Annotated in this window: 19 protein-coding genes; 1 reads left to right on the top strand and 18 read right to left on the bottom strand. The window is 59.0% G+C overall.

What is annotated here, in order from left to right:
• Window positions 1–13 precede the first annotated feature (13 nt).
• From ligA to sdhC, 17 genes are all read right to left on the bottom strand, one after another.
• Window positions 14–2,047 (bottom strand): NAD-dependent DNA ligase LigA, encoded by a 2,034-nt coding sequence (gene ligA / locus ACQUTG_RS06560; protein ID WP_428918642.1) that lies wholly within the window; start codon window positions 2,045–2,047, stop codon window positions 14–16.
• A 72-nt stretch (window positions 2,048–2,119) separates the two neighbouring features.
• Entirely contained in the window at window positions 2,120–3,187 is a 1,068-nt protein-coding gene (gene zipA / locus ACQUTG_RS06555) for a cell division protein ZipA (RefSeq protein WP_428918641.1), read from the bottom strand.
• 128 nt (window positions 3,188–3,315) lie between these two features.
• Complete coding sequence (gene smc / locus ACQUTG_RS06550; RefSeq protein WP_428918640.1) at window positions 3,316–6,810, bottom strand: chromosome segregation protein SMC; 3,495 nt, start codon at window positions 6,808–6,810, stop codon at window positions 3,316–3,318.
• Window position 6,811: 1 nt separating this feature from the next.
• Window positions 6,812–7,471 carry a GntR family transcriptional regulator gene (locus tag ACQUTG_RS06545; RefSeq protein WP_428918639.1) on the bottom strand — a complete coding sequence of 220 codons (660 nt, stop codon included), beginning with the start codon at window positions 7,469–7,471 and terminating at the stop codon, window positions 6,812–6,814.
• A 158-nt stretch (window positions 7,472–7,629) separates the two neighbouring features.
• Window positions 7,630–8,592: a 23S rRNA pseudouridine(2605) synthase RluB gene (rluB, locus tag ACQUTG_RS06540; protein ID WP_428918638.1), complete on the bottom strand. Its 963-nt coding sequence runs from the start codon at window positions 8,590–8,592 to the stop codon at window positions 7,630–7,632.
• 35 nt (window positions 8,593–8,627) lie between these two features.
• Window positions 8,628–9,248 (bottom strand): SMC-Scp complex subunit ScpB, encoded by a 621-nt coding sequence (gene scpB, locus ACQUTG_RS06535; RefSeq protein WP_428918637.1) that lies wholly within the window; start codon window positions 9,246–9,248, stop codon window positions 8,628–8,630.
• A gap of 42 nt (window positions 9,249–9,290) precedes the next feature.
• The gene (locus tag ACQUTG_RS06530; protein WP_428918636.1) at window positions 9,291–10,121 is read right to left on the bottom strand and encodes a segregation and condensation protein A; all 831 of its coding nucleotides are present in this window, start codon (window positions 10,119–10,121) and stop codon (window positions 9,291–9,293) included.
• A gap of 48 nt (window positions 10,122–10,169) precedes the next feature.
• On the bottom strand, window positions 10,170–11,384 hold the full coding sequence (locus ACQUTG_RS06525; protein ID WP_428918635.1) for a tryptophan--tRNA ligase: 1,215 nt from the start codon (window positions 11,382–11,384) through the stop codon (window positions 10,170–10,172).
• A 158-nt stretch (window positions 11,385–11,542) separates the two neighbouring features.
• On the bottom strand, window positions 11,543–12,415 hold the full coding sequence (gene sucD, locus ACQUTG_RS06520; protein ID WP_092002410.1) for a succinate--CoA ligase subunit alpha: 873 nt from the start codon (window positions 12,413–12,415) through the stop codon (window positions 11,543–11,545).
• The gene (gene sucC, locus ACQUTG_RS06515; protein ID WP_428918634.1) at window positions 12,415–13,581 is read right to left on the bottom strand and encodes an ADP-forming succinate--CoA ligase subunit beta; all 1,167 of its coding nucleotides are present in this window, start codon (window positions 13,579–13,581) and stop codon (window positions 12,415–12,417) included. The genes sucD and sucC overlap by 1 nt, the downstream gene beginning before the upstream one ends.
• Window positions 13,582–13,617: 36 nt before the next feature.
• The gene (gene lpdA / locus ACQUTG_RS06510) at window positions 13,618–15,060 is read right to left on the bottom strand and encodes a dihydrolipoyl dehydrogenase (protein WP_428918633.1); all 1,443 of its coding nucleotides are present in this window, start codon (window positions 15,058–15,060) and stop codon (window positions 13,618–13,620) included.
• A 35-nt stretch (window positions 15,061–15,095) separates the two neighbouring features.
• A complete protein-coding gene (odhB, locus tag ACQUTG_RS06505; protein WP_428918632.1) occupies window positions 15,096–16,322 on the bottom strand; it encodes a 2-oxoglutarate dehydrogenase complex dihydrolipoyllysine-residue succinyltransferase in 1,227 nt (408 codons plus the stop codon).
• Window positions 16,323–16,347: 25 nt separating this feature from the next.
• The gene (locus ACQUTG_RS06500) at window positions 16,348–19,185 is read right to left on the bottom strand and encodes a 2-oxoglutarate dehydrogenase E1 component (protein WP_428918631.1); all 2,838 of its coding nucleotides are present in this window, start codon (window positions 19,183–19,185) and stop codon (window positions 16,348–16,350) included.
• A gap of 307 nt (window positions 19,186–19,492) precedes the next feature.
• Window positions 19,493–20,197: a succinate dehydrogenase iron-sulfur subunit gene (locus ACQUTG_RS06495; protein ID WP_428918630.1), complete on the bottom strand. Its 705-nt coding sequence runs from the start codon at window positions 20,195–20,197 to the stop codon at window positions 19,493–19,495.
• A 16-nt stretch (window positions 20,198–20,213) separates the two neighbouring features.
• Window positions 20,214–21,986 (bottom strand): succinate dehydrogenase flavoprotein subunit, encoded by a 1,773-nt coding sequence (gene sdhA / locus ACQUTG_RS06490; protein WP_428918629.1) that lies wholly within the window; start codon window positions 21,984–21,986, stop codon window positions 20,214–20,216.
• 3 nt (window positions 21,987–21,989) lie between these two features.
• Complete coding sequence (gene sdhD, locus ACQUTG_RS06485; protein WP_428919247.1) at window positions 21,990–22,331, bottom strand: succinate dehydrogenase, hydrophobic membrane anchor protein; 342 nt, start codon at window positions 22,329–22,331, stop codon at window positions 21,990–21,992.
• Entirely contained in the window at window positions 22,328–22,705 is a 378-nt protein-coding gene (gene sdhC / locus ACQUTG_RS06480; RefSeq protein WP_428918628.1) for a succinate dehydrogenase, cytochrome b556 subunit, read from the bottom strand. Before sdhC ends, sdhD begins: the two co-directional genes overlap by 4 nt.
• 477 nt (window positions 22,706–23,182) lie before the next feature.
• On the opposite strand from sdhC, the gene gltA reads away from it, so the two are divergent.
• Window positions 23,183–24,457 carry a citrate synthase gene (gltA, locus tag ACQUTG_RS06475; protein WP_428918627.1) on the top strand — a complete coding sequence of 425 codons (1,275 nt, stop codon included), beginning with the start codon at window positions 23,183–23,185 and terminating at the stop codon, window positions 24,455–24,457.
• A gap of 80 nt (window positions 24,458–24,537) precedes the next feature.
• Here the strand turns inward: gltA and ACQUTG_RS06470 are convergent, their stop codons facing one another.
• Window positions 24,538–25,884, bottom strand: coding sequence for an erythromycin esterase family protein (locus ACQUTG_RS06470; RefSeq protein WP_428918626.1), 1,347 nt, complete (start codon window positions 25,882–25,884; stop codon window positions 24,538–24,540).
• Window positions 25,885–26,015: the final 131 nt, after the last annotated feature.

The raw sequence follows: 26,015 nt of genomic DNA, 5'->3' as shown, positions 1-26,015 counted from the left end.
TGTGATCCAGGGCTCAGCCTTTGAGGCCGTGCTCTTTCAACAGCTTGACCAGGCCTTCCTCGTCAAGAACCGGCACACCCAACTGCTCGGCCTTGGCCAGCTTTGAGCCGGCCGCCTCGCCCGCCACAACACAGGCGGTTTTCTTCGAAACGCTCCCGGCGACTTTCGCGCCCAGGGCTTCCAGCTTCTCCTTGGCCTCATCACGAGTCATCCCGGACAGGGTGCCGGTGAGAACCCAGGTTTCGCCCTGGAGCGGTTTCTCGCCCTGTTCCACCACCTCTTCCTGCCACCGGACACCGGCGTCCTTCAGGGCCTGGAGGGTTTCCTGGTTGTGGGATTGATCGAAGAAGCTGCGGATATGTCCGGCGACAATGGGGCCAACGTCCGGCACTTCCTGCAGGGCCTCCTCGTCGGCATCGGCGATGGCTTCAAGGGTTCCGAAATGACTGGCCAGGCCCTTGGCCGTCGCCTCGCCCACTTCCCGGATTCCGAGGGCATAGAGGAAACGCCACAGCACCGGCTCCCGGGAGCTCTCGATGGCATTGACCAGGTTGCTTGCAGACTTCTCGCCCATTCGTTCCAGACTGGTCAGGTCCTTGACCTTGAGGTGATACAGATCCGCGACGGTCTTGACCATGCCTCGGTCCACCAGGATATCGATCCATTTGTCCCCCAGCCCCTCGATATCCAAAGCCTTTCTGGAAGCGTAATGGCGGATAGCCTCTTTCCGTTGGGCCGGACAATACAGACCGCCGGAGCAACGGGCCACGGCCTCGTCTTCGATCTGGATGACGTCGGAACCGCACACCGGACAGGTCTTCGGAAGTTCCACCGCTTTGGCGTTTTTCGGACGTTTGTCGGCGACCACCTTGACCACCTGGGGAATCACATCCCCGGCCCTGCGGATGAATACGGTGTCGCCGATGTGCACGTCCAGCCGACGGATCTCGTCCATGTTGTGCAAGGTCGCGTTGCTGACGGTTACGCCGCCCACAAAGACCGGTTTGAGGCGCGCCACCGGAGTTACGGCACCGGTACGGCCAACCTGGAACTCCACGTCCTCGATGACAGTCAGCTCTTCCTGGGCCGGGAATTTGTGGGCAATGGCCCATCGGGGCGCCCTGGACACAAAACCCAGTTGCTGCTGAAGATCCAACCGGTTGACCTTGAATACGATGCCATCGATCTCGTACGGGAGGGAGTCCCGTTTTTCCATAAGCTCGTTATAGGCCTCAAGGCACTCATCCACACCTTTGGCCTTGCGCATTTCCGGATTGATCCGGAAGCCCCAACGCTTGACCTGCTGTAGACCGTCCCACTGGGTATCCGGCAAGAGACTCTCATCGGTGACAGCAACACTGTAGGCACACATCTCCAGGGGACGTTTGGCGGTCACCGTGGATTTCTTCTGGCGCAGACTGCCGGCGGCGGCGTTACGGGGATTCACAAAGGTCTTCTCACCCCGGTCTGCCAGCCGCTGGTTGAGCTTCTCAAAGCCCACCTTGGGCATGTAGACCTCGCCCCGGACTTCCACCATCTCCGGCACATCGTCACCACGAAGCTTGAGCGGCACGGATGGGATTGTACGGATGTTGGCAGTGATGTCCTCGCCGCTGTAGCCATCGCCCCGGGTGGCGGCCACGGTCAGGGAACCGTTCTCGTAGTGAAGGCTGACCGCCAGGCCATCGAGCTTTGGCTCGCACACGTACTCGATTTCGCTGTCGGCATCGAGCCGGTCACGAACGCGCCGGTCGAAATCCCTGAGCTCTTCTTCGCTGAAGGCATTATCCAGGGAGAGCATCGGCAGCCGGTGGACCACTTCCTCGAAGCTTGTCTCGGCACTGATTCCCACCCGTCGGGTCGGCGAGTCGTCGGAGGCGAGCTCGGGGTAGTCTGACTCGAGTTGCTGCAACTCGCGGAAGAGGCGGTCGTATTCCGCATCCGGAATGCGGGGATCATCCAGGACGTAATAATGGTAGTTGTGGTCCTCGATCTGGGACCGGAGTTCTTCAACACGCTGGATAATCTCGGGCGTGGCTTTGCTCATCAATGGGCACTCTCGGCTGTCACAAAAATGCCCGGACCAGTGCCGGGCATTACGCTTTCGGTGTTACGACCCTCAGACCCGCTGGGATCGCTGCTTGCGCTCGAACTCGCGGATGCGCTGGCGACAATGCTCGATGGTCTGGGGCGTCATCACACTGCGTCGTTCGTCCTTGAGTTCACCTCCCAGGTTACGAACCACCGCCTGGGCGGTCTCCAGCATGAAATCGAAGGCCTGAAGGGGCTTGGACGGACCGGGCAGGCTCATGAAGAAGCTGATCCCGGGCGTCTTCATGCCCGGAATGTCGGAGGGCTTGAAGGTGCCGGGTTCCACCGCATTGGCCACACTGAACTGCACCGGGCTGGTGGTGTCCGCTTCCTCGTGGCGGTGATAAATGTCCATATCACCATGTTCAAGCCCGCACGCCTCGAACAGTTTCTTGAGCGCGGTACCAGTAAACTCTTCGCCACTGCGGGCGAGTATGTTGATCACAATCACTTCCCGGGCCTCGGGACGGTTGGCTCCGGCCAGTGGCTGGTCAGAACGACGCGCGGTGGGGGTTCTCCGGGCGGTGTCCTCCTCAACCTCACTGGTGACAATGGGGGGAGCATTTTCTGTCTCCGCTTTTCTGGCACCCCGGGGCTCTTCAGTGACCTCGGGCTCTGCAGGCCGGGGCGCTGGTTCTGGCGCCACAGTGCGGGGCTCGCCGATAATACCATCATCAAACGATTCATCGTCACGGGCGCCCCAGCCGGCATCCTGGAGGTAGTCATCCTGATCGGCAGAAGACAGCTGCTCTTCCTCCGGCATTTCGGGTTCAGGCTCAGCGGGCTGTTCGGGTTTGCGGGTTTCCTTCGCCGGCCGGGTCGGTTTGGGCGGCGGATTGCCGAAGCGGCTGGATTTTTCGGGTTTGACGTAACCCCGCTCTTCCAGGACGTCACGGGAGATCGTCCGGGCACCGCCATTGGGCAATTCGGGGTTGTACTCCTCTTCGAGAGGAGATTCGTCGAGGTCATCTGCCCCCATCCCCGACGAAATGGCCATGGACTCTTTCCGAGCCCGGCGCATCCGACGAATACCATCGATCACGATGCCGAGAATAACCAGGGTACCTATGGCGATTAACCATTCCCTAAGAGACATAGTGCTGTCGTCCTGTCTGCAGGTTCAATAATGTTGCTACTCTAAGAAAAGCCTGTAATGAATACAACGCGCAGCCGGGCCAGATGGCATTTTTGTCATCCTTGATGGCAATTCAACCAGTTCCGGCATCAGGCGTCGGCCAGGGCTGCGGCTTCCTCCACATCCACGGACACCAGCCGCGAACAACCCGGTTCGTGCATGGTCACCCCCATCAACTGGTCCGCCATCTCCATGGCGATCTTGTTGTGGGTAATGTAGATGAACTGCACCTGCTTTGACATCTCCTTGACCATATTGGCGTAGCGGCCGACGTTGGCATCGTCCAGCGGCGCATCCACCTCATCGAGCATACAGAACGGGGCCGGGTTGAGCTGGAAAATGGAGAACACCAGTGCGATCGCCGTCAGGGCTTTCTCACCACCGGAAAGCAGATGGATGGTGCTGTTCTTCTTGCCCGGGGGCCGAGCCATGATGGCGACACCGGTTTCCAGCAAATCCTCGCCGGTCAGCTCCAGATAGGCATTACCGCCCCCGAACACTTTCGGGAACAGTGCCTGCAGGCCGCCGTTGACCTGGTCGAAGGTTTCCTTGAAGCGCTGGCGGGTTTCCCGGTCGATCTTCCGGATCGCGTTGTCCAGCGTTTCCAGGGCTTCCATCAGGTCTTCGTGCTGGCTGTCCAGATAGGTCTTGCGTTCGCTCTGGACCTGATACTCCTCGATGGCCGCCAGGTTGATGGCTCCGAGCCGCTGAATCCGGTTGCCGATTTTCTCAAGCTCCTCGGCCCAGTCCTTCTCGTTGGCGCCTTCCGGCAACTGCTCCAGTACTTCCTGCAGCTTCACATCCAGTTCGGTGAGCTGCTCGATGTGGTTGCCGGACCGGATCTCCAGTGCCTGGGACTCCATCTTGAGTTTCTCCAGCCGGGCGCGGACATCCTGGATTTCGTGATCAATGCGGCTGCGGGCCTGCTCCTTCTCACGGACCTCCCGGTCAATCTCTTCCAGGGAGTCCCGGGCTGCACCCAGTTTTTCCTCTTCCGCCAGCCGTCGGTCCAGTAAGCCTTCGAGCTGCATTTGCAGGTCTTCCATGGGCTCCTCGGCACTCTCCCGCGCTTCCCGCAGGATCTCGAGGCGCTCCTGGATCCGTTCCTTCTGGAGCTGCATCCGGTCAATGGTCTGTTTCAGACCCTCGCGCTGACTATTCAGGGTCTGGAGCTGTAGCTGCAGCTGGTGGGCATGGTCGCGGTCGTGACGGGCCTCCTGGCGCAGGCGGTCCAGGTTCTCCCGGAGTGTGTCTCTCTGTTCCAGCAACCGTTCCTTTTCTTCGTCACTGTCCTCCGTAGAAGCCAGTGCCTGCTGCCATTCCTCCCGGGCCATCTGCAGGCTTTCCTGCTGGTCCTCAAGGCTCACGGCGACGTCCTCGCGATCCTCGGTAATCCGTTGCAGACGGGCATCGATCTGCTCGGCCCGTGCCTTGAGGCCGGAGATCCGCGAGCCGAGACTGCTGAGTTCGCGCTCGGCTTCGGACAGCTTCGCCTGAGCGTCCTCGCGGGTTGTTTCAGCCCGTTCGGCACGTTCCTGGAGCTGCTCCAGGCGTTCGCTTGACACCTCCATGGCTTCCTCGGCGCTGGCAAGCTGTTCCGTCAGTTCGGCTACCTTTTTCTGGCGCTCAATCACCCCCACCTGGCCGGCGTCCGAGTCCGGCATCAGGATCCAGTCACGGGCGACCCAGATACCTTCCCGGGTGATCAGACTCTGCCCTGCGCCAAGGCTTGCGCGCGAGGCCAGCGCCTCATCCAGATTTTCAGCGGTGTCGATTCCGTCGAGCATCGCGGTTACCGCCGGAACGCCAGAGACCCTTGCAGCAAGCCCGCTATCGCTGCCGGTATTCCCGGAACGGTCCTCAACCACCGCCAGTCCCCGCGGGGCGTCCGCCATGGCACCGGAGAGTTCGGAGATGCCCGGCAAGGCCAGACCCTGGGTGAACCGGCCGATGACCTGCTCCACAGCAAATTCCCAGCCGTCGTCAATCCGGAGGCGGGAGGCCACACGGGGAGCATCCATCAGGTCGTGATCGGAGAGCCAGGACTGCAGCCGATCATCCTGGCTACCCAATTGTTCATCCAGCAACGCCTGCTGCGACTCGAGGGACGCCCGGAGGCTCTGGACCCGCTGGCGTTCGTCTGAAAGAACATTTTCGGCTTCCCGCTGTTGCTGGCGGGCTTCGTAGAGTTCGTCCTGGATATCCGCAATGCGCTCGGAGGCTTCTTCCCGCTGGAGCTCCAGGGTCTCCTGTTGCTCCAACAGGCCTTCCAGTTCGGCCCGGTCCATCTGGCCTTCGAGCAGTTCACGCTCGTCCTCCAGTTTCCGGCTACGGTTCCGGAGCTGTTCGATGGCATCTTCCAGGGACCGGATCCGGGACTGGGCCAGCTCGGCCTGACGGCGGGCATCGGAAGAACGGGTACTGAAGTCTTCCCATTTGTGCTGCCAGTCGCTCATGGCATCTTCGGCCTGCTGGAGTTTCTCACCGGACTCCTCGGAACGGATCGCCAGGGCTTCCTGTTCCGGCTCCATCATGTCCAGTTCTTCCTGGATACCGGCCAGTTTTTCCTCGTCCTGCTCCAGCTCCCGCGCCAGCTCACGCTCGTTAGCCATCGCCTGGTCCAGTTCCGTGGCCGTCTGGCGGCTACGCTCGCGCTGGTGTTCCAGGCTCTGTTCGATACGGGCAATATCGGCGCCGGCCTCGTAGTAGCGGGCCTGGGCGCGGTTGAAATGTTCGGTGCGGTCCTGATGACTGTCCCGGAGCGATTCCAGGGAGGTTTCCAGGCTGACCCGTTCGGTCAGCTGTTTTTCAAGCTCAAGCTCGGTGTCCCGGATCTTGCCACGCCAGGTCTGCAGATCATTATCCAGGGACTGCCAGCGCAGCACTGTCAGCTCCGCCTTCTTCTGGCGTTCTTCCTGCTTGTAGGCCTTGTACTTCTCGGCAGCAGCGGCCTGGCGTTCAAGATGCTGCAGCTGTCTGGAAAGCTCATCCCGGAGATCGGTCAGGCGTTCCAGATTTTCCTGGGTACGACGGATCCGGTTCTCGGTTTCCCGGCGCCGTTCCTTGTACTTGGAAATACCCGCCGCTTCCTCGATATAGACCCGGAGCTCTTCAGGTTTGGCCTCGATCAGCCGGGAGATCATCCCCTGCTCGATGATGGCATAGCTTCGGGGTCCGAGACCGGTACCCAGGAACAGATCGGTGATGTCACGGCGACGGCATTTGGCGCCATTCATGAAGTATTCGGACTGGCCTTCCCGGGACACCCGCCGGCGCACGGAAATTTCGTTGAAGCGGGCAAACTCTCCCGGCGCGGAGCCGTCGCTGTTGTCAAAAACCAGTTCGATGGATGCCTGGCCGACGGGCTTGCGGGCACTGGAGCCGTTGAAGATAACGTCGGTCATGGATTCGCCACGCAGATACTTGGCAGAGCTTTCCCCCATGACCCAGCGCACCGCGTCAATGATGTTCGACTTGCCACAGCCGTTCGGTCCCACCACCGCGGTCATGTTGGAGGGAAACGGCACCGTCGTCGGGTCGACAAAGGACTTGAAACCGGAGAGTTTGATGGACTTCAGGCGCATATCAGGCGCTCTCCTCCTCCCTGAGAATACTCAGGACCTGCTGGCGCTGGTGCTCACCGAAGGCCTGGATGGCCGCCTGGAGACGGTCTGCATCGCCGGCCGTGGCCGCATCCGCCAATTGGCGGAAGAAAGTCGCCGTCTCGTCAATTTCTTCCCGGAAATGTTCCAACGCCACAAAGTAGGTGCGGCTGATGGCCGGCCGGAAGTTCTCGAGGGTTTCCTCAAGGAACGGGTTCTCCACCAGGCGGTAGGCATAGCGCATGACACCGAAGCCGGCGTCGATCACCTGTTCCGCCGCGTCGGCACTGTTGGAGTTGAGGGCGTCGATAACCGCCTGCAGTTCCCGGACCTGGCCCATGACGCCGCCCAGTTCCTCGCCGGACCAGCGTTCAAGGACCTTGCGCCCCAGCATGCACAGGAGATCAATGTAGATATCGTAGAGGTTGTTGACGCTGTCAGCCGTCAGGCCCGAGACCACGGCACCACGGCGGGGGAAGATCTCCACCAGGTGGCGCCGCTGCATGATCAGCAGGGCCTCACGGACGGAGCCGCGGCTCACATTCAGGTCGCCGGCGACCTTGAGTTCCTGGATTCGTTCGCCTGGTTTGAGATCACGGGTGATGATCCTTTGCCCCAGGTGCTGGGCAATCTGTTCGGACAAACTTTCAGGAGCCTGAAACCTCATAAATTCTGGCGCTCACTTCCCGGGTGAATACAGTCACAAGCGCTGGAGTTTAGCACAGGCTTGCACTGGTCCCACCCCCTTGTCCGACATTTTGATTGCCCCACTCCGGATTTCCCCGGGGACTCTCTCCTGGTTTATTTCCGGGAACTGGGCCGGCGGTGCGCTTTCGGTTTTTCAGGAGCGGAATCAGCAACCTGCCATTTATTGGCTCCAGGCTTACGGCCCGGACGGGAAGGCGCCTTGCGTCGGCGGCGATCGTGGGCCGCCTTTTCGCCCGGAGTCTTGGCCGGGATCTGGACCGGGTCAAGACCCACGGTCCGGCTCAGGAGGTCGACCGCCTTCTGGTCCAGTTCTTCCCATTTTCCTACGGTCAGGCGGCTGGGCAGGAAGATCGGCCCGTAACGGACCCGCTTCAGTCGGCTCACCTTCACACCCTGGGATTCCCAGAGCCGGCGAACCTCGCGGTTGCGTCCTTCCAGCAGCGTCACATGGAACCACTGGTTCATGCCGGAACCGCCGGCCGGTGTAATGTCAGTGAACTTCGCCATCCCGTCTTCGAGCAACACCCCTTCCATCAGGCGCTCGATCATGGCCTCGTCCACTTCCCCGAAGATACGCACGGCGTATTCACGATCGATCTCGCTGGACGGATGCATCAACCGGTTGGCCAACTCGCCATCGGTTGTGAACAGCACCAGGCCCGTGGTGTTGATATCCAGGCGACCGATGGATACCCAACGTCGGTCCTTCAGTCTGGGCAGACGGTCAAACACCGTCGGCCGGCCTTCCGGATCCTTGCGGGTGGTCACCTCGCCTTCCGGCTTGTTGTAGATCAGTACCCGGCGCAGCACGTCGGCAGCCCCAGTGACGTCCAGCCGTTTGCCATCCAGCTCATAACGGTCGTGTGCCGTGGCTTTCTGGCCCGGGCTGACCGGCTGACCGTTAACGGTAAGCCGGCCCGCTTCCATCCAGCCCTCGATTTCCCGACGAGAACCCACACCGGCCCGGGCCAGGAGTTTCTGCACCCGTTCCGAGGCGTCTGCGTTTGCTTTTTCCTGACGTGTTGCTGAGCCTTGGCCTGGTCGATCTGACGCCATGGTTAAATCCTTGATAATGACTGACGTGTATGTGGTCAGTGAATGGTCTGCTGACTGGATTCGGGGGACTCAAACTCGATCTCCCCCTGCATGTTCTTCTCGATTTCCCGACCGATTTCCTCGAGATCCCGCACTTCCGAGAGTGGCGGCAACTGATCCAGGCCGGTCAGGTTGAAGTAATCCAGGAATTGTTTGGTCGTGGCGTACATGGCCGGACGACCGGGCACATCCCGGTGGCCGACAACGCGCACCCACTCTCGCTCAAGCAGGGTACGAATGATATTGCTGCTTACCGTAACACCACGGATATCCTCGATTTCCCCCCGGGTTATCGGCTGCCGGTAGGCAATCAGGGCAAGCGTTTCCAGCAAGGCCCGGGAGTAGCGCTGGGGTTTCTCCTCGAACAGGCGTCCGACCCAGGGGGCATACTCTTCCCGAACCTGAAGCCGGTAACCACTGGCCACTTTCTTCAACTCGAAACCGCGCCCCTCACACGCCGCCTCCAGCTGAACCATGACATGCTCCATCACCTGCCTGGCCGGTCGCTCGTCCTCCGCGAACAGTTCCCGGAGCTGTTCCAGTGACAGCGGCTTGCCCGCTGCCAGCAGCGCTGCCTCGGCAATGGCCTGAATCCTTAGCAGATGTTCTTCATTCATGATCAGAATCCGGTATCTTGGTATTTCTGGACTTGATAACGTTCAGCTGGCAGCGCGGGCCCGTACGTGAATCGGCCCGAGCGTTTCGCCCTGCACCACCTCGATCAACTGTTCCTTGACCAGCTCCAGTGTGGCCAGGAAGGTTACCACCACGCCCAGCCGACCTTCTTCAGGGGTGAACAGGCTTTCAAAGGACACGAACCGGTCGTCCTGCAGCACCGAAAGGATGTGTGACATCCGCTCACGGGTGGACAGGATTTCCTTCTCCACGTGATGGCTGGTAAACAGGTCCGCACGCTTCAGTACCCCCTGCATGGCCAGCAGCAGCTCCCGGAGATCCACATCGGGATGGGGCTGGCTGGATGGCAGCTTCGGCAATGCGGCGGATGCGCCGAACGTATCGCGCTCCATCCGGGGCAACTCGTCGATATCCTCGGCAGCCTGCTTGAAACGCTCGTACTGCTGCAGACGACGGATCAGTTCCGCCCGGGGATCCACTTCCTCCTCATCCTCGGACTCCTGACGCGGCAACAGCATCCGGGACTTGATCTCGGCCAGGGTGGCGGCCATCACCAGATACTCCGCCGCCAATTCGAATCGCATCGCCTCCACAGCGCCGATGTAGTCCATGTACTGCCGGGTGATCTCGCTGACATCAATATCCAGGATATTCATGTTCTGGCGGCGAATCAGGTACAGCAGCAGGTCCAGCGGGCCCTCGAAAGCCTCCAGGAACACCGCAAGCGCATCGGGTGGAATGTACAGGTCCTTGGGAAGATCAACGACGGGCTTGCCGGAAACCAATGCCAGGGGCGTCTGTTCATCAGGCGCCTGTTCTGCTTCCGCTACCGTGGTACTGGTATCGTCCGTCATAGCCTTCCCTCGGATGACACTGACCGGGACAGGGTCAGCGGCTGATCGTTAGCGGTAATGCAGCCCCATGGCTGCCCGCACTTCCTCCAGCGTATCACGGGCTGCATCCCGGGCATGCTCGCGGCCTTCCTGCAGGATCGAATGCACCAGGTCCGGGTTGTTCTCGTATTCCCGGGCCCGTTCGTGCAGCGGGCGCTGCTCCTCGACAATGGCATCAATCAGCGGCTTCTTGCAGTCGAGGCAACCGATGCCGGCACTCCGGCATCCGGTCTGCACCCACTCCTGGGTGTCGGCATCGGAATAGATCTTGTGCAGTGCCCAGACCGGACATTTTTCCGGCTCACCCGGATCGGTTCGGCGTACCCGCTGGGGATCGGTCTGCATGGTGCGGACCTTGTCAGCGACCGCATCCGGCTCCTCACGCAGGCCGATGTAGTTGTTGTAGGACTTGGACATCTTCTGACCGTCCAGTCCCGGCATTTTGGATTCCGGTGTCAGCAGTGGCTGGGGCTCCGGCAGAATGACCTTGCCGCCGCCCTCAATGTAACCGTACAGACGTTCCCGGTCGCCCAGGGAAATGTTCTGCTGTTCTTTCAGCAGTGCACGGGCGGTTTCCAGGGCCTCGAGATCGCCCTCCTCCTGGTAACGCCTTTTCAGGTTACGATAAAGCTTGGCGTTCTTCTTGCCCATCTTGACGATGGCGCCTTCCGCCTGCTCCTCGAAGCCCGGCTCCCGGCCATAGATATGGTTGAAACGGCGGGCGATCTCACGGGTGATCTCCACGTGGGAGACCTGATCGGCACCCACCGGCACCTTGCCGGCACGGTAAATCAGGATATCGGCGCTCTGGAGCAGCGGGTATCCGAGGAACCCATAGGTGGCCAGGTCCTTCTCCCGCAGTTTCTCCTGCTGGTCCTTGAAGGTGGGAATACGCTCAAGCCAGCCCAGAGGCGTGATCATGGACAGCAGCAAGTGCAGTTCCGCGTGCTCGGGCACCTGGGACTGGATGAACATGGTGGAGGACCCCGGGTTCACACCGGCTGCCAGCCAGTCGATCACCATGTCCCAGACACTCTGCTCGATGCCCGAGGGATCGTCGTACTGGGTGGTCAGGGCATGCCAGTCGGCGATGAAGAAGAAGCACTCATACTCGTGCTGGAGTTTGACCCAGTTTTTCAGCACACCGTGGTAATGACCAAGGTGAAGCTTTCCGGTCGGACGCATGCCCGACAAAACCCGCTGCTGGGAATCTACAGAACTCAAAGCACGAACTCCTTCTGTTGCGAATAGTGCGCCCCGGCGAAAGAGGCTGACCGGGCATTATAGTCTGATAGCCCCTCGCCGTTAAGGATACAGGCCAAAAAACAAAAAACCCCCGGACACCGTCTGGTGCCGGGGGTTTTTCCTTCAGGAGGAAAGGCTTACCAGCCAGTCACTTCCTTCAGGGCCTTGCCGATCTCGGCCAGGCTGCGCACGGTCTTGACGCCGGCGTCGTTCAGGGCAGCGAACTTCTCGTCTGCAGTACCCTTACCACCGGAGATGATCGCACCGGCGTGACCCATACGCTTGCCCGGAGGCGCAGTCACACCCGCGATGTAGGAAACAACCGGCTTGGTTACGTTCTCCTTGATGAACGCAGCCGCTTCTTCCTCGGCAGTACCGCCGATCTCACCGATCATGACGATGGCCTCGGTTTCCGGGTCTTCCTGCAGCAGCTTCAGGATATCGATGAAGTTGGAACCCGGGATCGGGTCACCACCGATGCCGACGCAGGTGGACTGGCCGTAACCGAAGTCAGTGGTCTGCTTGACCGCTTCGTAAGTCAGGGTACCGGAGCGGGATACGATGCCGACCTTACCCTTCTTGTGGATGTGGCCCGGCATGATGCCGATCTTGCACTCGTCCGGAGTAATCACGCCCGGGCAGTTCGGACCGATCATGCGAACGCCTTTACGATCAACGTATTCTTTGGCGTACAGCATGTCGATGGTCGGGATGCCTTCGGTGATGCAGACGATCAGCTGGATGCCGGCGTCTGCCGCTTCGATGATGGCGTCCTTACAGAACGGAGCCGGTACGTAGATCACGGTGGCTTCCGCGCCGGTCGCTTCAACAGCGTCACGAACGGTGTTGAATACCGGCAGGCCCAGATGCTCGGTGCCGCCCTTACCGGGGCTTACACCACCAACCATCTTGGTGCCATAGGCAATGGCCTGCTCGGAGTGGAAGGTACCCTGGGAGCCGGTAAAGCCCTGGCAGATAACCTTGGTGTCTTTGTTGATCAGGATGCTCATTACTTACCCCCTGCGGCTTTAACGACTTGCTCTGCAGCATCCGCCAGGCTGGTGGCGGCAATGATGTTCAGGCCACTCTCGGCCAGTACCTTGGTGCCCAGCTCGGCGTTATTACCTTCAAGGCGAACAACCACAGGAACTTTTACACCGACTTCCTTAACAGCGCCGATGATGCCCTCTGCGATCATGTCGCAGCGAACGATACCACCGAAGATGTTAACCAGAACGGCCTGAACCGCGTCGTCAGACAGGATGATCTTGAACGCTTCGGAAACACGCTCTTTGGTCGCGCCGCCGCCCACGTCCAGGAAGTTGGCAGGCTGGCCGCCGGACAGCTTGATGATGTCCATGGTACCCATGGCCAGGCCGGCACCGTTAACCATGCAGCCGATGTTGCCTTCCAGTGCCACGTAGTTCAGCTCCCACTTGGCCGCTTCGGCTTCGCGGGAATCTTCCTGGGAAGGATCGTGCATCTCATGGATTTTCTTCTGGCGGTACAGGGCGTTGCCGTCCACACCAACCTTGGCGTCCAGGCAGTGCAGGTCACCGGCCGGAGTGATAACCAGCGGGTTGATCTCTACCAGTGCCAGGTCAGCTTCTTCGAACAGCTTGGCCAGACCCAGGAAGATCTTGGTGAACTGACCGATCTGCTTGCCTTCCAGACCCAGTTTGAAGGCCAGCTCGCGGCCCTGGTACGGCTGAGCGCCGACCAGCGGGTCGATTTCGGCCTTCAGGATCTTTTCCGGAGTTTCTTCGGCAACCTTCTCGATCTCGACACCACCTTCGGTGGATGCCATGAAGACGATACGACGGGTACCACGGTCAACCACGGCGCCCAGGTACAGCTCTTCAGCGATATCGGTCAGGGATTCGACCAGGATCTTGCTGACCGGCTGACCGTTCTCGTCGGTCTGGTAGGTAACCAGGTTCTGGCCCAGCCACTTCTCGGCAAACTCACGGATTTCTTCTTTGCTCTTGACCAGCTTTACACCGCCGGCCTTACCACGGCCACCCGCGTGAACCTGGGCCTTGACTACCCAGCCGTCACCGCCGATTTCGTCTGCCGCTGCTACGGCTTCCTTGGGAGTATCGCAGGCAATACCCTTGGATACGGGCAGGCCGTACTCAGCAAACAGCTGCTTGCCCTGATATTCATGCAAATTCATAGTAAATGTCCCGAATTAAAGAATTCCTGGTTTGCGTTACTTCTTCTTGCGACGGTTCGCGATATGAATCGCGCCGCCGCCAACAGCCAGTGCTGCCTCGTGCACAGACTCGGACAGAGTCGGGTGCGCGAAACAGGTCAGGGCCAGATCTTCCGCGCTGGAACCAAACTCCATCGCGATCACACCCTGGGCCACGATTTCGGAAGCCTGGGGGCCTACCACGTGGAAACCGAGGATGCGGTCAGTCTTGGCGTCAGCGATAATCTTGACCAGACCACTGGCTGCATTGGCTGCCATGGCGCGGCCGTTGGCAGCGAACGGGAAGGTACCGACATTGTATTCTTCACCTTCCGCCTTGAGCTGCTCTTCGGTCTTGCCAACCCAGGCCACTTCCGGCGCGGTGTAAATCACGTTCGGAATGCAGTCGTAATTGACCTGCGGCTTGTGTCCGGCAATGCGCTCGGCAACCATCACCCCCTCTTCAGACGCCTTGTGGGCCAGCATCGGACCACGAACCACGTCACCGATTGCCCATACACCCGGTGCTTCGGTTTTGCAGTTGTCATCCACGAAGATGAAACCGCGCTCGTCCATCTGGACACCGGCGTCTTCGGCCAGCAGGTTATCGGTGTAAGGACGACGGCCAACCGCAACGATCAGCTTGTCGAACTTGGCTTCCTGCTTGCCTTTGGAATCTTCATAGGTGACGTTGATCAGCTTGCGCTTGACTTCAGCGCCGGTCATCCGCGCACCCATGACGATATTCAGGCCCTGCTTCTTGAACTGCTTCAGGGCGTCCTTTGCAACCTGCTGGTCAACCGCCGGCAGGAAGGTGTCCTGGGCTTCCAGAACCGTGACTTCGGAACCCAGACGGGCCCATACACTGCCCAATTCGAGGCCAATGACACCGGCACCAATGACGCCCAGACGCTTGGGCACTTCGCTGAACTCCAGCGCGCCCTCGGAATCGACGATGTAGTCACCGTCGAACGGAGCCGGCGGAATCTCGATCGGCTTGGAGCCGGTGGCGAGGATGACGTTGTCGGCTTCGTAAGTCTTGGTCTTGCCGTCCTTGTCGGTCACTTCCACCTTGCGACCTGCCAGCAGCTTGCCGTGGCCGTGGATGGGAGTTACACCGTTGGACTTGAACAGACCGGCAATACCGCCCGTCAGCTGCTGAACGATGCCGGACTTACGCTCCATCATCTTGGCGATGTCCATAGAGACTTCTTTCGCCATGATGCCCTGCATCTCGTAGTCGTGGCTGGCTTCCTCGTACTTGTGAGAAATCTCCAGCAGGGCCTTGGAAGGAATACAACCCACATTCAGGCAGGTACCGCCAAGCACCTGGCTCTTGCCGTCTTTGGACGTCCAGGACTCGACACAAGCGGTTTTCAGGCCAAGCTGGGCGGCTTTGATAGCGGCCACGTAACCGCCAGGGCCGGCACCGATGACAATGACGTCGTACTTATCAGACATAATTTATCCCGTTCTCTGATTCGTTAAGTGTCAGTTCACACGTCCAGCAGAATACGTGCCGGGTCTTCGAGCATTTCCTTGATGGCTACGAGGAACTGCACTGCTTCCTTACCATCGATCATACGGTGATCGTATGACAGCGCCAGATACATCATCGGCAGGACTTCAACCTGACCGTTTACCGCCATCGGGCGCTCCTGGATCTTGTGCATGCCCAGGATTGCGGTCTGCGGCGGGTTCAGGATCGGCGTGGAGATCAACGAGCCGAAGATACCGCCGTTGGTGATGGTGAAGGTGCCACCGGTCATCTCGTCGATGCCCAGCTTGCCTTCTTTGGCCTTGGTGCCGTACTCGACGATCTTCTTCTCGATGTCGGCCAGACCCATGGCGTCGGAATCGCGCAGGACCGGAACCACCAGTCCACGATCGGTGGAGACTGCGACACCGATATCCTGATAGCCATGATAAACCATATCGTTGCCGTCGATGGACGCGTTAACCGCCGGGAAACGCTTCAGGGCTTCGGTTGCCGCCTTGGTGAAGAAGGACATAAAGCCCAGCTTGATACCGTGGCGCTTCACGAAGCTGTCCTGGTACTGCTTGCGCAGCTCCATGATCGGCTTCATGTTGACTTCGTTGAAGGTGGTCAGCATGGCCGCGGTTTGCTGGGCTTCGACCAGGCGCTTGGCGATGCTGGCACGCAGACGGGTCATCGGAACGCGCTTCTCGGGACGCTCGCCGGCGGCAACATTCACTTCAGGCATGCCCGCCGGAGCGGCCGGCTTGGCGGCGCCACCGGAGGCCTTGCGGGTGTCGATATGAGCCTGAACGTCTTCTTTGGTGACGCGGCCGTCTTTGCCGGTACCCTTGACGGCGTTCGGATCGACATCGTTTTCCTCGGCCAGCTTGCGAGCGGCCGGGCTCAGGATAGCTTCGCCGGAAGCGGCTTCTGATCCGGCCTCTTCCTTCGGTGCTTCCTCTTTTGCTTCCGGCTTGCTTTCGGCAGGCTTGGACTCGCCCGCGGCGCCTTCCTTGAATTTGCCGATCACTTCACCGCTTTCGACGGTATCGCCTTCATTCTTGACGATTTCCTCAATCACACCGTCCGCCGGTGCAACCACTTCGAGGACAACCTTGTCGGTTTCGATATCGACGATCAGCTCGTCGCGGGAACAGGCTTCGCCCGGCTGCTTGTGCCAGGTCGCGACGGTACCCTCTGCGACCGACTCCGGGAAAACGGGGGCTTTAATCTCAGTTGACATTACAAATCCTTAGTTCGGTAGCTCGTCAGATTTCAAACGCGTCGTTGACCAGTTTCTTCTGCTCCTCAATGTGGACAGACATATGTCCACAGGCAGGAGCAGCCGAGGCATCACGACCGGCATACTGAAGGTACAGCTTGGGGTTCAGGCGCTGCAGTGCATTACGCATGTGATGCTGACTGCAGTACCAGGCGCCCTGGTTCATCGGCTCTTCCTGACACCAGACCACATTCTTGAGTTTGGTGTACTGGCTGAGCAGCTCATCCAGGTCATCCCCCGGGAACGGGTAAAGCTGCTCGATACGGACAATGGCGACATCATCACGCTCGTCCGCCTTTTTCTTCTCCAGAAGATCAAAGTAGACCTTACCGCTGCACATGATCAGGCGGGTGACCTTCTTCGGATCGGAAGGCTCCTTCTCAGGCAATACGGTCTGGAAGGTACCTGAGGTCAGGTCGTCCAGGCCGGAGGTCGCTTCCTTGTGGCGCAACAGGCTCTTCGGCGTAATTGCCACCAGCGGCTTACGCAGCGGGCGCTTGACCTGACGGCGCAGCATGTGGAAGACCTGGGACGGCGTGGTCGGCACGCATACCTGAATGTTGTGCTCCGCACACAGTTGCAGGAAGCGCTCCAGGCGAGCGGAACTGTGCTCCGGGCCCTGCCCTTCATAACCGTGTGGCAGCAGCAGCGTCAGGCCACACAGACGGCCCCACTTGTGTTCGCCACTGGTCAGGAACTGGTCAATAACCACCTGGGCACCATTGGCGAAGTCACCAAACTGGGCTTCCCACACAATCAGTGCGTTCGGAGTGGTGGTGGAGTAACCATACTCGAACGCCATGACCGCTTCTTCGGACAGCAGCGAGTCGTAGATCTCGAATTGTGGCTGGTCGTCGGACAGCTTCTGCAGGGAGATATGGGTCGAACCATCTTTCTGATTATGCAGCACCGCATGACGGTGGGAGAAAGTACCCCGGCCCACGTCCTGACCGGTCAGACGGATCGGGTGGCCTTCGTTCAGCAGCGTGGCGTAGGCCATCATCTCACCGTAGCCCCAGTTCAGGGCCAGAGCGCCCGCGGTCATCTTCTCGCGGTCATTGACGATCTTGGACACCTGGCGCTGGACACTGAAACCTTCCGGCAGGGAGGTCAGTTGCTTGCCCAGCTTCTGGATAGTCTTCAGGTTGACGCTGGTCTTGCACTTGGCTGTCCACTCGTGCCCCAGGTACGGCGTCCAGTCAACGTACAGCTCGGTGTTGGGCTCCTTGACCAGAGACTTCACAACGTGCTCGCCATTATCCAGGGCGTCACGGTACTCAGTCTCCATCTGCTTGGCTTCGTCTTCGGAGATAACACCCGCCTCGACCAACTGATCTGCATACAGGGCGCGGGTGGTTTTCAGCTTGCGGATCTTTTCATACATGAGCGGCTGGGTTGCAGCCGGCTCGTCGGCCTCGTTGTGGCCACGACGACGGTAACAAACGAGATCGATGACCACGTCGCCCTTGAATTCGTTGCGGTAGTCCATGGCCATCTGGGTGGCGAACATGACCGCCTCGGCGTCATCCGCGTTCACGTGCAGGATCGGCGCCTGAACCATCTTGGCAACATCGGTGCAGTACTCGGTGGAGCGGGCATCTTCCTGCTTGCTGGTGGTGAAGCCAACCTGGTTGTTGATCACGATGTGGATGGTACCGCCCACACCATAACCCCGGGTCTGGGACATCTGGAAGGTTTCCATCACCACACCCTGGCCGGCGAAGGCAGCATCACCGTGCATGACAATGGGCACGACCTGGCTGCCATCGGTATCGCCCCGGCGGGTCTGGCGCGCACGCACCGAACCTTCAACCACCGGAGACACGATTTCCAGGTGAGACGGGTTGAATGCCATCGCCAGGTGAACTTCGCCGCCTGGAGTCATGACGTTGGAAGAGAAGCCCTGGTGATACTTGACGTCCCCGGAGCCGGAGTCCGCCAGTTTCTTGCCCTCAAACTCGTCGAAGAGTTCTTTCGGGTTTTTGCCGAGTGTGTTCACCAGAACGTTCAGGCGACCACGGTGAGCCATACCGAGAACGATTTCTTTTGCACCATAGGAGCCCGCGCGCTGGATCAGTTCATCCAGGCAGGGAATCAGGCTCTCGCCACCTTCCAGACCGAAACGTTTGACGCCCGGGTAACGGGAACCCAGGTACTTCTCCAACCCTTCGGCGGCGGTCAAACGCTCAAGGATGTGCTTGCGTGTGGTCGCTTCGTATTCCGGCCGTGAGCGGACCGGTTCCATGCGCTGCTGGAACCAACGCTTCACACGGGTATCGACAACATGCATGTACTCCGCGCCGATACTCTTACAATAAGTCTGACGCAGCCCGTCAACGATGTCCGAGAGCATCATGGTCTCGGAACCAAAGTTCAGGGAACCGGTCTGGAATTCGAGATCGAGGTCGGATTCGCCAAGTTCATGGAACCGGGGATCCAGGTCTTCAACCTGGGGACGCTGCCAAACGCCGAGGGGGTCGAGCTTCGCTTCCTGGTGGCCGCGGAAACGGAAAGCGTTAATCATCTGGAGTACGCGGATCTGCTTCTTGTCCGCGTCAGATGTGGCACTGGCGGGAACGCCGCTGGCGGCCAGGAAACGCTGGTTTCGGGAAATATGCTCGAACTGTTCGCGGATGGAAGAGTGGACGATGTCGCGGCCGTGGTAGCCGTCAACGCTGGGAAGCTTGTCAAAGTAGCTTCGCCACTCTTCGGGAACGGCGTTGGGGTCTGTCAGGTAGGTTTCGAAAAGCTGTTCAACGTAGGCAAGATTTCCACCCTGCAGGTGGGAAGTCTGCCACAACTGCTCCATTATGCTTTCGTGCATCTTGAATAGCTCACCTTGGGCTGGTGCGGGGAGCCGGTATGGTCGGTCAGGGGTAAAACTCAGTCAATACGGGTATCTACGGCATGACTTTGACCACCACACGCGACACGGATGTTTTCCATTCCCCAGTGGTTTTTATACTCGGCAAAGCCGCGAAAACCTTTTAAGTTATCGTCACGGCATGCGTAGTGTGCACCCGACTAAGACTTTTGACCATAAGCCTTTGGTTGAAGGCCCCGCGTAGAGCGAGGCCTTCGGGGTGCTAACCTGGTCAGAACAGTATAGCGTCTGTGTCGGAACCTGCTGATCAGGTTGCCCGTTGCAGCAGGAGGTTCCGGATGTGACCAATAGCCTTTGTAGGGTTCAGGCCTTTCGGACAGACACTGACACAGTTCATGATGCCCCGGCAGCGGAACACACTGAACGGGTCATCCAGGTCCGCAAGCCGCTCGGCCTGGGCGGTATCGCGGCTGTCCGCCAGGAACCGATAGGCCTGCAGCAAACCAGCCGGGCCAATGAACTTGTCCGGGTTCCACCAGAAGGACGGACAGGAAGTGGAACAGCAGGCACAGAGAATACACTCGTACAGGCCGTCCAGCTTCTCCCGGTCTTCCGGAGACTGCAAACGCTCGATTGCCGGCGCCGGCTCGTCATTGATGAGGTACGGCATGACCTTTTCGTACTGCTTGTAGAACAGGCTCATGTCGACCACCAGGTCACGGATGACCGGCAGACCCGGCAACGGACGCAGCACCAGCTTGTTATTCTTCACCACCTGGGAAACAGGCGTGATACAGGCCAGGCCGTTCTTGCCGTTCATGTTCATGCCGTCGGAGCCGCACACACCCTCGCGGCAGGAGCGACGGTAGGACATGGTTTCATCTTTTTCCTTCACCAGATTCAGCACGTCAAGAACCATAAGATCCTTGCCCGCGGGAATCTCTACCTCAACGTCCTGCATGTAGGGGGCGTTGTCAGTCTCGGGATTGTAACGGTACAGGCTTACCAACATTCTCTACATCCTCCCCTTAGTAAGTCCGGATCTTCGGCTCGAACATCGGCACGGTCTTCGGCGCAAAGTTCACGTCACGCTTGCCAACCCGCTTGTCCAGAGGGAAGTACATGGAGTGCTTCAGCCAGTTCTCGTCGTCACGCTCGGTGAAATCGTTCCTGGCGTGGGCGCCACGACTTTCCTTACGCTCGAACGCGGAAATGGCTGTCGCCAGAGCAACCTCATAAAGATTGTCCAACTCAAGCGCCTCTATGCGAGCGGTATTGAAGGCATCACTGGTATCAGCAAGCCTGGTGTTACGAACACGCTCGCCAATAGCCTCCAGCTTCTTCAAACCCTCTTCCATGCTCTTGCCATCACGGAATACACCGAAATACAGCTGCATGCAGTTCTGAAGATCCTTGCGAACCTCTGCAACGCTCTCACCCTCGGAAGCGCTATTCAGGCGCTCCAGGCGCGCCATGGCACGCTTGATGTCCTCTTCGCTGGCACCGTCCACTTCGAAGCCGCCGCGCAGCTGCTCCTCGATGTGCAGACCAGCCGCACGACCGAACACAACCAGATCCAGCAGAGAGTTGCCACCCAGACGGTTGGCACCATGTACGGATACACAGGCAGCCTCACCACAGGCAAACAGGCCCGGGATCGGCTTGTCGTTGCCGTTTTCGTCCTGGGTCAGAGCCTGACCACCAACGTTGGTCGGAATACCACCCATCATGTAATGACAGGTCGGAACAACCGGAATCGGCTCTTTCACCGGGTCCACGTGCGCAAAGGTGCGGGACAGCTCACAGATGCCCGGCAGACGCAGGTTCAGGGTTTCTTCACCCAGGTGGTCCAGCTTCAGCAGCACGTGATCCTTGTCGGGACCGCAGCCGCGACCTTCCAGAATTTCCAGAACCATGGAGCGGGCCACAACATCACGGCCAGCCAGGTCTTTCGCGTTCGGAGCATAGCGCTCCATGAATCGCTCACCTTCCGAGTTGATCAGGTAACCACCCTCACCCCGGCAACCTTCGGTTACCAGCGTACCGGCACCGTGGATACCGGTCGGGTGGAACTGCCACATCTCCATATCCTGCATCGGGAAGCCGGCACGCAGGGCCATACCGATACCGTCACCGGTGTTGATCATGGCGTTGGTGGTGGAGGCGTAGATACGGCCGGCACCACCGGTGGCCAGAACCGTGGCCTTGGATTTGATATAGCAGACTTCACCCGTCTCGATCTCGATCCCGACAACACCAACCACTTCATCCTTGGCGTTTTTGACCAGATCGACGGCGTACCATTCATTAAGGAAGGTAGTGCCGCCTTTCAGGTTGGCCTGGTAAAGGGTGTGCAGCAGCGCGTGACCAGTACGGTCGGCAGCGGCACAGGTACGGGCAGCCTGCCCACCTTTACCGTAGTCCTTGGACTGGCCACCGAACGGACGCTGGTAGATACGGCCCTGCTCGGTACGGGAGAACGGCAGCCCCATGTGCTCCAGCTCGAAAACGGCCTGGGGACCTACAGAACACATGTACTCGATGGCATCCTGGTCACCGATGTAGTCGGAACCCTTGACGGTGTCATACATGTGCCAGCGCCAGTCATCGTTGGGATCGGCACTTGCGATCGCACAGGTGATGCCGCCCTGGGCGGACACGGTGTGAGACCGGGTCGGAAATACTTTCGTGATACACGCGGTATTGATACCGGATTCAGTCAACTGCAGGGCGGCTCGCATACCGGCACCGCCACCACCGATAACAATCGCGTCAAAAGACATGGTCTTGATGTTAGCCATCGATTAAAGCCCCCAAAGAATCTGAATGCCCCACACCACATACACGAAAACCACGAGTACGCAGGCAGCCTGGAACAGGAAACGCGGCATCGCCGATTTTATGTAGTCGGTGGAAACGGTCCACAAGCCAACCCATGCGTGCCCGGCAATGGACAGCAGAGCGAGCAGTGTAAAGATCTTGAACCACCCCTGGCCAAACAGAGCGGACCAGGACTGATAATCAACATCAGTGGTCACAAGGAAGCCAAGGAGGAACAGTGTATAAAGGGCCAATACGTAAGCGGTGACCCGCTGGATGATCCAGTCCTGAATCCCGTTACGACCAATATTCGTTGCGCTGTTCATGCCCATACCCAGACTCCTGCCAGAACGATGAGAATGACGGAAACCACGATCGTAGCTTTCGCAGCAAGGCGACCGCTCTCAAGCTCTTCACCGATGCCCATATCCATGAACAGGTGCTTGATACCTGCAACCAGGTGGTAAAGCAGAGCAGACAAAATGCCCCAGGTAATCAGCTTGGCAAGGAAGCTGTCCAGCAGTTCACTTACCCGACTGAACCCTTCTTCCCCGGACAGGGAAAGCTGAAGTCCATAAAGCAGGAACGCAACACCAACAAAAATGATGATGCCGCTGATACGGTGCAATATGGACGTAATGGCTGGCAGTGGAAAGTGAAACTTGCCGAGATCGAGATTTACTGGTCGTTTGCTATTCACAGCGCTCTCACACTCTCTCTTGGTTCCGCGGAGCCGGCGAGCCGACGTGCGGATGGTTGGTATGTAAGGTTCGGCCGATCGATACGCTACCGATAACCGATTGGTTCAGGAGGGCGGATGCCATCCAGATAGCTTGCTATGCTGCAGCTTGCGTGAAAGTGCATCCCCGATTCCGGGCTACGGATTATAAGGAGTGACCCTTACAATTACAAACGGGATACCCTTCCGGAACCGCCTAATTACGGGGGTTAAGACAGCTATAAGGATTATTGACAAATCCATTTCTGCATTGCATCAGGCGTTATTCGGGATTTCCCTGATTTACATCAACGGGGAATTCGACCTTTTTACGGCAACCTCCATTGACAAAAAAAGCTGACGCCCTATATTTTGCCGCCAGTTTTGCGATAATACGCGCCTTCTAGCGCATCGACACATGCAGATAAAGCTTCCAAAGCTGATAAATAGGAGAGCACCATGACCGACAGGAAAGCCACGCTCTCGGTGGGGGACAAGTCCATTGAGCTACCGATTTATTCCGGCACCGTCGGCCCTGACGTTATCGACGTACGAGGCCTGGTCCAGGAAGGCGTTTTCACCTATGACCCGGGATTTGTTTCCACAGCGGCCTGCGAATCAGCCATCACCTACATTGACGGCGCCAACGGGGTTCTCCTGCACCGCGGCTACCCTATTGACCAGCTTGCCGACCACTCGGACTACCTCGAAGTCTGCTACCTGCTGCTGAACGGCGAATTGCCCTCCGAGGAAGAGAACAAGCGGTTCCACGACACCATCAAGAACCACACCATGCTGCACGATCAGATGCGCAACTTCTTCCACGGCTTCCGCCGTGACGCGCATCCGATGGCCATCATGTGCGGCGTAGTCGGTGCCCTGTCCGCGTTCTACCACGACCAGATGGACGTGACCGACGAGACCCAGCGCCAGATCACCGCGCATCGTCTGATCGCCAAGATGCCGACCATTGCCGCCTGGTGTTACAAATACAGCCTGGGCCAGCCGTTCATGTACCCGCGGAACGATCTGTCCTACTCCGAGAATTTCCTGCAGATGATGTTTGGCGTTCCCTGCGAGGAATACAAGCCGAACCCGGTTCTGGCCAAGGCCATGGACAAGATCTTCATCCTGCACGCGGACCACGAGCAGAACGCCTCTACTTCCACCGTACGCCTGGCCGGCTCCACCGGCGCCAACCCGTACGCCTGTATCGCTTCCGGCATTGCCGCCCTGTGGGGCCCGGCTCACGGTGGCGCCAACGAGGCGGTGCTGGATATGCTGGCCGAGATCGGCGACGAAGCCAACATCGAGAAGTTCATCGAGAAGGCCAAGGACAAAGACGACCCGTTCCGCCTGATGGGCTTCGGCCACCGCGTTTACAAGAACTTCGACCCTCGCGCCAAGGTCATGCGCGAGACTGCACACGAAGTTTTGAAGGAGCTGGGCCTGGAAAACGATCCGCTGCTCAAGATCGCCCAGCGCCTGGAAAAGATTGCCCTGGAAGACGAGTACTTCGTGGAGCGCAAGCTGTACCCGAACGTCGACTTCTACTCCGGCATCATCCTGAAGGCGATCGGTATTCCAACCTCCATGTTCACCGTGATCTTCGCCATGGCCCGCACCATCGGCTGGTTCTCTCACTGGAACGAAATGGTCAGCGGCAACTACCGCATCGGCCGTCCGCGCCAGCTGTACACCGGCTCCGACAAGCGCGACTATCCGAAGAAGTAAGTCTCTCAAAGACTTGCAAGCCGGAACGAGAGAGGCCGCTGATTTCAGCGGCCTCTTTTTTATCCCCCAGCGTTCACCGCCTACAACCCGAACGGATAGGTATCCGGCACCCCCGGCAAAACACCTGTGGCAAACGGCGTGATCGCCCGGGTCTCATCCATCCAGATATACTCATCGAACTGCTCCGGCAGACAGGCCCGGAAATAATGGCTCTGCCGCTCCGTTTCCGGCCGATAAATCACACCGATGGCCCGCTCCAGAAACCGCTGCGATAATGCTTCAAACACCCTGCCCCGGGCCTTCTGAAACGGAAGCAAAAAGCCGGAGATGCCAGTCTGATGGCATAAATGCTCAAAACTGCCCTCCATCGATGGCCTGACCTGCTTGATTTCCATCGGCGCATCCCAGTTCGATGCCGCTGCCACGGTACCATGATCCGTGCCGAACCCGATGGTATAAAGTTCCTTGCCAAACCGGGCCCGGCACAGCCGGCCGATATTGAACTCGCCACGCCGGCTCATGTCCGTGGCATCGGAATCGCCCACATGGCTGTTATGGGCCCAGACCACCGCTTTGGCGTTATCCCCGTAATGCTTCAACAGGGATTCCAGGGTCTCGAACATGTGGGTATCCCGCAGATTCCACGCACTGTGGGACCCGTAATACATGGTGCGGTAATACTCTTCGGCATCCGCCACCAGCCGGGCGTTCTGGATCGCATCCAGAAACCGGTCGGAATCATGCTCTGCATAGCGACGATGCCGGCCAAGCAATTCGTTGAGCATATCGAGGACGGGCTTTTCGCAGGTCTGATAATCCGGATTGAGCGCCGCTTTGGCGTAGGTAGCCGGTTCACCCTCAAAAGGCGCCAGGCATTCATAGCGCTGCCGGGCATGGATCGCGAGATCCGGATCCACCTCTTCCAGGTACTCCAGCACCGCGCGGATAGAGCTGTAGAGGCTGTAAAGATCGAGGCCATGAAACGCCACCCGCTCATTCGACGCGCGGGCGCTGTTATAGTCATGCAACCAGTCGACAAAACCCCGCACTTCCTCGTTGCGCCACATCCAGGTGGGAAAACGGGAAAACACAGTCCATTCCGAGGGCGGGTATTCGGCGTGGCGGACGTAGTGATCCACCCGCGCCGCGTCCGGCCAGTCCCCTTCAATAGCCACAAAGGAAAAGCCTTTCTTCTCGATCAGGGCGCGGGTGATGCGCTGGCGGGCAAGATAAAATTCTGCTGTACCGTGGGACGCCTCTCCCAGAAGGACCACTCGCGCATCACCAACACGGTCCAGCAGGCCATCGAGAGACAGGGCGTTCACGGAACTGAAGGGCTCGGCAAGGCCGGCGATTGCCTTTGACAGGTCTGGTCCGCCAGTACCCGCGGAACCTCCAAAACCGAATGGATCATAACCAATGGCCATGGCGAGCCCTCCCCTCAGTCGGTGTCCTGATTACAGTCTAGTACACCAGGGGAAGCTCAGGTCAATTCTATGAAGTGCAGCTAATACCATGAAATAACGAGAAAGGGACCCGAAAGCCCCTTTTTGGTTAC

The sequence above is a fragment of the Marinobacter sp. DUT-1 genome (assembly GCF_050379415.1).
Classification (GTDB): Bacteria; Pseudomonadota; Gammaproteobacteria; order Pseudomonadales; family Oleiphilaceae; genus Marinobacter.
Note: the sequence above shows the minus strand (reverse complement) of the source record. Positions and strands in the feature narration are given on the sequence as shown.